Annotated in this window: 11 protein-coding genes; 10 read left to right on the forward strand and 1 reads right to left on the reverse strand. The window is 47.0% G+C overall.

Annotated elements, in window-relative coordinates:
• Positions 1–357: ABC transporter ATP-binding protein (locus A3750_RS21705; protein ID WP_231871915.1), on the reverse strand; the 357-nt coding region annotated here is incomplete at its 3' end.
• Between the two features lie 176 nt (positions 358–533).
• Between A3750_RS21705 and A3750_RS21710 the strand changes: the two genes are divergently transcribed.
• The 10 genes from A3750_RS21710 to A3750_RS21755 all read left to right on the forward strand — a co-directional run.
• Positions 534–1,502, forward strand: coding sequence for a calcium/sodium antiporter (locus tag A3750_RS21710; RefSeq protein WP_068454989.1), 969 nt, complete (start codon positions 534–536; stop codon positions 1,500–1,502).
• A complete protein-coding gene (locus A3750_RS21715) occupies positions 1,499–2,461 on the forward strand; it encodes a KpsF/GutQ family sugar-phosphate isomerase (protein WP_068454978.1) in 963 nt (320 codons plus the stop codon). Before A3750_RS21710 ends, A3750_RS21715 begins: the two co-directional genes overlap by 4 nt.
• On the forward strand, positions 2,458–3,000 hold the full coding sequence (locus A3750_RS21720; RefSeq protein WP_068455353.1) for an HAD family hydrolase: 543 nt from the start codon (positions 2,458–2,460) through the stop codon (positions 2,998–3,000). Before A3750_RS21715 ends, A3750_RS21720 begins: the two co-directional genes overlap by 4 nt.
• An 8-nt stretch (positions 3,001–3,008) precedes the next feature.
• On the forward strand, positions 3,009–3,581 hold the full coding sequence (gene lptC, locus A3750_RS21725) for an LPS export ABC transporter periplasmic protein LptC (RefSeq protein ID WP_068455349.1): 573 nt from the start codon (positions 3,009–3,011) through the stop codon (positions 3,579–3,581).
• Positions 3,568–4,143, forward strand: a complete 576-nt coding sequence (gene lptA, locus A3750_RS21730) for a lipopolysaccharide transport periplasmic protein LptA (protein WP_197466270.1) — start codon at positions 3,568–3,570, stop codon at positions 4,141–4,143. The genes lptC and lptA overlap by 14 nt, the downstream gene beginning before the upstream one ends.
• 3 nt (positions 4,144–4,146) lie before the next feature.
• Positions 4,147–4,872: an LPS export ABC transporter ATP-binding protein gene (gene lptB, locus A3750_RS21735; RefSeq protein WP_068455346.1), complete on the forward strand. Its 726-nt coding sequence runs from the start codon at positions 4,147–4,149 to the stop codon at positions 4,870–4,872.
• A gap of 182 nt (positions 4,873–5,054) precedes the next feature.
• Positions 5,055–6,569 (forward strand): RNA polymerase factor sigma-54, encoded by a 1,515-nt coding sequence (locus A3750_RS21740; protein WP_068466067.1) that lies wholly within the window; start codon positions 5,055–5,057, stop codon positions 6,567–6,569.
• Positions 6,570–6,645: 76 nt separating this feature from the next.
• Positions 6,646–6,948, forward strand: a complete 303-nt coding sequence (hpf, locus tag A3750_RS21745; RefSeq protein ID WP_068452858.1) for a ribosome hibernation-promoting factor, HPF/YfiA family — start codon at positions 6,646–6,648, stop codon at positions 6,946–6,948.
• 24 nt (positions 6,949–6,972) lie between these two features.
• Positions 6,973–7,434, forward strand: coding sequence for a PTS IIA-like nitrogen regulatory protein PtsN (gene ptsN, locus A3750_RS21750; RefSeq protein WP_068452856.1), 462 nt, complete (start codon positions 6,973–6,975; stop codon positions 7,432–7,434).
• Between the two features lie 32 nt (positions 7,435–7,466).
• A partial coding sequence (locus A3750_RS21755) for an RNase adapter RapZ (RefSeq protein WP_304440221.1) occupies positions 7,467–7,740 on the forward strand: 274 nt, incomplete at its 3' end.

Raw genomic sequence — 7,740 nt, forward strand, 5'->3', positions numbered from 1 at the left:
ATCCCGAATCATATCCTCAGGAAGGTTCGTGTGCGCCCTTAGTGGGAAGGCAACATTCTCAAATACACTAATATCCGAAAACAACGCACCGCTTTGAAACAGCATTCCCATTTTGGAACGCGCCTCAAACAAGTCTTCGCGACTCAGCGTCTGGAAGTCTTGGCCATCCACTAAGACGCGCCCTGAATCGGGGCGCAATTGCCCGCCGATCAGCTTCAAAAGGGTCGTTTTGCCAATGCCACTAGGGCCCATGATCGCGGTCACCTTGCCGCGCGGGATAGACAGGGTCAAACCATCAAAAATATTTCGATAACCCCGAGAGAAACAGAGACTCTCGACTTCAATGTAGGAGGACAAATGGTTTCCTGTATTCTTATAACACATCCTAGGAGGGCTAGATTCTAGCGAGCCTAGTTCGTCATTTACAAGTTAAAACTAAACAAGATTTCACGAACCGCATTAAGCTTGCTTTGACAAGGTAAGTTCAGCAAAATGCGCTCTCCTTCCCCCATCGAATTTTGTGAGCAAATCAAGTGTTAGTGTTCAGTGTAGCCCTTATTGTAGGACTGGTTATTCTAATCTGGAGTGCCGACCGTTTTGTTGAAGGTGCGGTATCTACTGCATTGCATCTCGGAATGACCCCCATGCTCGTCGGCTTGACCGTCGTTGCCTTCGGGACATCCGCTCCCGAACTGATTGTTTCTGCGATGGCTGCGCTACAAGACTCAAGCAACTTGGCAGTCGGCAACGCCATTGGCTCCAACATTGCGAACATTGCATTAGTTCTTGGACTAACTACGCTCGTTTCAGCGATTCCGATTAAGCTTGGCATACTTCGAGTCGAACTGCCTATTCTATTAATTGCTACCAGCCTTGCGACGCTCGTTATAATCGACGGCACGATCGTTTTTTACGACGGCTTGATTTTGTCCGGCTTACTCATCATATCCCTGATCGCGCTCGCCAAGCTTTCTTCATCTTCCGAAGAGCTTCCAGAAGAGATAGATGAAGCCAGCGACATCCCTCAAGCAAAAGCTTACCTTTACCTTATTGGAAGCATTGTTGCTTTGGTCTTGAGCTCAAGAATGCTTGTCTGGGGCGCGAGCGGCATCGCCACCGAGCTCGGCGTTAGCGATCTCATCATCGGGCTAACAATTGTCGCAATTGGCACAAGCCTCCCAGAGCTGGCAGCCTCGATTGCAAGCGCACTAAAAGGCCACCATGATCTGGCGCTAGGAAATATAATAGGGTCAAACTTATTCAATCTACTTGCCGTCATGGCTATACCCGCCTTTATATCGCCGCCAATCATTGACCAGGTCTCGTTATTCCGGGATTACGGCTTTATGCTTGTACTCACATTTGGGCTTGCGATTCTTTGCCTAGTAAATCATGTGAGTAAGCGCGACCAAATTGGTAAAATAGCCGGCATCACGCTTTTATGCAGCTATATTGTCTATCTAGTTATTCTTTACAAGGACTCGGTTACAGCACTAGCATGAATTACATTGAATCAGGCAAGCGCACCATTGAGATTGAGCGAAATGCAGTAAATGCCCTGCTCGATCGAATAGACAGCAATTTTGAGAAAGCTTGCGAAATCATGCTCTCCTGCAAGGGACGCGTTGTCGTGACTGGCATGGGAAAGTCTGGTCACATCGCTAATAAAATTGCCGCCACACTCGCCAGTACTGGCACCCCAGCGTTCTTTGTCCATCCTGGCGAAGCAAGTCATGGCGACCTAGGAATGATTACTCAGCAAGATGTCGTTCTCGCTATATCGAACTCCGGCCAAACTGAAGAAGTTGTAACGATCTTGCCTTTGATCAAACGCATGGGCGCCCCCCTAATTAGCATGACCGGCAAGCAGAGCTCCACACTCGCCAAGGCAAGCGATGTATCATTAGACATCAGCATTGAAACCGAAGCCTGCCCTCTTGGTCTCGCCCCAACCTCAAGCACAACAGTGACTTTAGCATTAGGCGATGCGCTTGCAGTTGCACTACTTGAAGCACGCGGATTTTCTGAAGAAGACTTTGCCTTTTCGCACCCTGGTGGGAGCCTAGGAAGAAAGCTCCTCCTAACCGTCGAGCAAATCATGCATATCGGCGATAGAGTGCCAAGCGTACCGCCCTCATCCTCCTTATCAGAAGGCTTATTTGAGATTTCACGTAAGGGGTTTGGGCTGACTGCCATTGTCGATAACGACAACAAAGTAGAAGGTTTGTTCACTGATGGAGACTTACGCCGCGCCTTTGACGAACAGGTAGACCTACATCAAACCGACATCGGCAGCATTATGACCAAAAATTGCAAAACCATTAACAAAGATGCGCTGGCAGCCGAAGCCCTGCATGTAATGGAAGAATATAAAATCACAGGTCTGCTGGTTACCGAGCCTGACAGAACCCTAGTCGGTGTAATTCATATGCATGATTTACTAAAAGCAGGTGTTGTATGAGCAAGCAGCTCGATGAACAAACGCGTTCAAAGGCAAAAAACATAGCACTTCTTGGACTAGATGTAGACGGAGTGCTCAGCGATGGTCGCATCATCTTTTCAGCACAGGGAGATGAGCTGAAAGCTTTTTGCACTCTAGATGGGCACGGCATAAAACTCCTGCAACAGAATGGTATCAATGTCGCCATAATCACAGGCCGCAACTCACCCCTGGTTGCGCGTCGCGCCCGAGACCTAGGCGTCGAACACTTGATCCAAGGCAGAGAAGACAAGCGCGTCGCTCTTGATAGCGTTCGCCAAGCACTTTCATTAGAGTGGGAGCAATGCGCCTATATGGGCGATGACCTGCCAGATCTATCTGCAATGCAAGCTAGCGGGCTAGGTTTTTCCGTACCAAACGGCCACCCATTCGTTCGCCAGCACGCCGACTACTGCACGAATACAAAAGGTGGTGAAGGCGCAGTTCGGGAAGTTTGCGATTTAATTCTCGACGCCAAAGATCTGCTAGATGGCATCCATCAACACTTCTTAGAGAAGTAGGCACTGTCATGGCACGGCTTAAGCCCAGATCTCGTTTTGTTATACCTCTCATAGTGGCCGTCTTTGGGGTCAGCATCTACTACGCGAATCAACTGGAACAAAAGACGTCATTGATTCAGGAAGACACTACACGAAAACCAAGCGCCTTTGCCGAAGGCACCGAACTAAAAGAGTTTAATGAGGAAGGCGAGCTGCAACTGCTCATCAAAACGCAGCGATCATACTATTACGAAAGCGAAAACCTTATTGAAACTGAACGCCCACTGATCGACTATGTTAATGAAACAGGCGAACAATTTCGCTTAGACGCAAAAGATGGACAATATCGAACAGACACCGGAATGCTAACCTTGCAAAACGAGGTACTGATGTCTCGCGTTGGAGAAACTAACGATCTCATTACATTCGAAACAGAGGATCTTCGCATCGACACGGTGAATGACTTTATATCGACTCCCGGCAAGGTTAAGATAACCCAAAATCATAATACGCTGACCTCGTCAGGCCTTAAGGCATCACTAAATGATAGAAAAATTGAGCTACCGCAGCGCGTTCGAGGCACTTACAATGCCCAGAAATAGCTTGAATGCGCTGATCGGTTTTCTAGCATGCCTTGCCCTTTTTCCCGCGCAGAGTCATGCCATAGACGTTGATAGAAACCAACCCATTGAGATCGAATCCGACAGCGCAACAATTGACGATTCGCAAGGTCTTTCAACATACCGCGGCAACGTACTTATAAAACAAGGCAGTACAAAGCTTACCGCTGACAACATTACTGTCTTCGCAAAAGACCGCAGCGTCACGCAAATAGTCGCCATCGGCTCTCCTGCGACATTCAACCAACAAGACCCGGGCAGTGACGACGCAACCACCGGGCAGGCTGAGCAAATCACTTACAAAGCCGAAGAAGCCGTTCTTATATTTAGTGGCGATGCGAAGCTTGCACAAACGACGAACTCGTTTTCGGGTGATCGAATTGAATATGACATTATGCGAAAAGCAATTAGAGCCAAAGGCGACGAAAGCACGGGAACACGCGTTAAAATTCAGTACTTCCCTAACCAACCGACTACGCCAACGGAAGACATACAGAACCCTTCAAACGAAGCGGAAACAAGTACAAATGAGGACAAGCTCTAGCGCATGAAAACCCTTCAGGCAAAGAACCTCGCCAAAAGCTACAAAAAACGCCAAGTAGTTATCGATGTTTCACTTGAGATTCAATCTGGGCAAATTGTTGGTCTTCTCGGTCCGAATGGCGCAGGCAAAACAACCTGTTTCTATATGATTGTCGGCTTAGTCCCTCAAGACAAGGGCAACATATTAATTGACGATAAAGACATAAGCAGCCTTCCTATGCATGGCCGCGCAAAAGCGGGCATTGGCTACCTCCCCCAAGAGGCCTCAATTTTTCGCAAACTGACTGTGTATGAAAACATCCTAGGAATTCTGCAAACGCGAAAAGATTTAAACAACAAACAGCGTGAAGACAAAGCCAATCAACTACTCGAAGAATTCCACATTCAACATATTCGAGAAAGCCACGGCATGGCTTTATCAGGCGGCGAGCGCCGACGAGTTGAGATAGCCAGAGCCCTTGCAATGGAACCAGACTTTATTTTATTGGATGAACCATTCGCAGGCGTTGATCCGATTTCAGTCAGCGACATCAAACATATTGTTCGCCAGGTGAGAGATCGAAATATTGGCGTATTGATTACTGACCACAATGTGCGCGAGACGCTAGACATCTGCGAGCAAGCCTATATTGTAGGGAATGGACACATTATCGCATCAGGCTCTCCCGAGGACGTTCTCAAAAACGAAAAAGTCCGAGAAGTTTACCTCGGCGACGAGTTTACAATTTAGAACCAAATTCATTGTGCAATTTCCAGTGAAAAAAGGTTTATATATGAGAGTGAAAAACTCGTTCAATTTCTCCTCGGAAGTTCTTAAAATAGAAAAACGAGCTAGCTCCTTTGGGCAGCATAAAGAGACGACAGTCCACAATGACCAGCATTACAAGAAGCTAGGATGACCGACAAATGGTAATGAAGGCATCCCTACAACTCAAAATGGGGCAACATCTCACGATGACCCCACAATTGCAGCAAGCCATAAAACTGCTGCAATTATCGACATTGGATCTTCAAGCTGAAATACAAGAAGCGCTTGAATCCAATCCAATGCTCGAACTGATGGAAGATGGCGGTGACTCTAGCAATTCATCAAGCGATGAACAGTCGAGCAACGTCAATCAACAGTCAAGCGAACCCGAGGGCAATCAACAAGTCGAAGCGAAAGAGCTACACGACAGCGAGCGTGAAGAATTTAGTGACTCGATTCCAAATGACTTACCTGTTGATACTGCCTGGGAAGATGTTTATCAGTCTTCGGGGCCAGCAAGCTCAGGATCTGGCTCTGGTTCAGATGAGATGGAAAGCGACTTTGAGAGTCGTAATTCGCCAACCGAAACACTCAACGATCACCTCCTTTGGCAGCTCAACTTAACACCTTTCTCAGATAGAGACCGCTTTATAGCAGAAAGCATCATTGACTCGATCGATGTTGATGGCTACCTAAGAAGCGATATTGAAGATATACATCAAGGCCTCTTCAACGAAGAAGACGAAGATCCCGTTGAACTCGATGAAGTTGCTGCAGTATTAAAGCGGGTGCAACACTTCGATCCAGCCGGCGTGGCTGCGAAAGATCTCCAAGAATGCTTGCTACTTCAGCTGCGCCAACTAGATCCAGAAACAAAGTGGCTTCCCCAGGCAAAGCTAGTCGTTAGTCACTATATAAATTTACTTGGTAGTCGCGACTACGCACAACTGATTCGACGCAGTCGCCTGAAAGAAGACGACCTGATCGACGTATTAAAGCTCATTCAATCTCTCAACCCGCGTCCCGGTGAAGCGATTATCCAGAACGAACCAGAATACGTCGTTCCAGACGTCATTGTTAAAAAAGAAAAGGGCCGCTGGAAAGTAGAGCTCAACCCGGAGATCGCTCCTAAAATTCGAGTGAATAGCGGCTATGCTGGCTTCATCAAACGTGCAGACAACAGCGCCGACAACAACTTCATGAAAGACCAATTGCAGGAAGCAAAGTGGTTCATCAAAAGCCTGCAAAGCCGGAATGAAACCTTACTCAAAGTCGCAAGCAAGATTGTTGCGCACCAACAGGGTTTTCTAGACTATGGTGAAGAAGCAATGAAACCATTAATTCTTCACGATATTGCGCAAGCGGTCGACATGCACGAATCTACGATTTCGCGCGTAACAACACAGAAGTACATGCATACGCCACGCGGCATTTTTGAGTTAAAGTACTTTTTCTCAAGCCATGTTGGCACTGCCTCTGGCGGCGAGTGTTCTTCGACTGCCATCCGAGCCATCATTAAAAAGCTGATTGCCGCTGAAAATCCAAAGAAGCCGCTAAGCGACAGTAAGATTGCAGAAGTACTGAAAGATCAAGGAATTAACGTTGCTAGACGTACGATAGCGAAATATCGAGAAGCGATGTCTATTCCACCTTCTAATGAAAGGAAACGCTTGATGTAAAAAGCGAATTAAGCGTTTTGTGATTTAGAAGCAGACCGTTAGCGTCTACGCTAACAAAATCTACGAGGAGATAACTATGCAAGTAAATATCGCCGGTCACCACGTTGAACTCACTGAGTCAATGAAGAACTACGTAACCGAAAAGCTAGAGAAACTCGAGCGTCACGTGGACGGTATCACGAATGTGCAAGTCACCCTATCTGTAGAAAAGCTGAGACAGATCGCCGAAGCCACCTTACATGTTTATGGAACAGATGTTCACGCAACAGCTGAGGACGAAGACATGTACGCCTCTATCGACAAGCTTATTGATAAACTCGATAGACAAATACTCAAACTCAAAGAGAAACAGGTGTCGCGCTCTCACGGTGCAGCCTAGAAACCCAGAAATATTGGATAAAGTATGAACGAGAGTTCGATAACGATTGACTCTATCCTGCTGCCAGGGCTGACCCAAACGGGCTTCCCTGGCTCAAGCAAGAAAAAAGTGCTTGAGCATGTAGCAGAGACAATCGCGACGAAGATACCCGACCTACCCGAACACAGCCTGTTTGAGAATCTCGTCGCACGAGAGCGTCTTGGCAGCACGGGAATAGGCCAAGGTATCGCAATACCTCACAGCCGTATGGGTGAATGTACACAGGTTATTGGTGCCCTGTTTGTTCTAAAAGAACAGGTTGCCTTCGACGCAATCGACAACCTTCCTGTCGACTTACTGTTTGTCTTAATCGTACCTAAAGAAGCCAGCAGCGAACACCTAGAGTTGCTTAGCCAAATTGCAGAGCGCTTTAACGATACAGAGTTTTGCAACCAGCTTCGGGAAGCCGATAATGACACCGCACTCTATTCACTCATGACTTCCTAAGGAAAAAATATTACATTGAACGTGGAGATGCTATGAAGCTCGTTATTATCAGCGGTAGGTCTGGCTCAGGCAAAAGCACCGCACTCCACGTGCTTGAAGACCTTGGTTTTTATTGCATCGACAATTTGCCAGTAGGTCTCCTTTTAGAGCTTGGCAACCAGTCATCATTAAGCAAAGATGAGCGCCTTTCAAAAGTAGCCGTCAGTATTGATGCACGCAATCAACAAAGCGGGATAGAAAATTTCCCTGTTTTCTATCAAGCCTGCCAAAACCAAAACATCGACATGGATATAATCTATCTTGATG

It is taken from the genome of Oleiphilus sp. HI0079 (genome assembly GCF_001635105.1).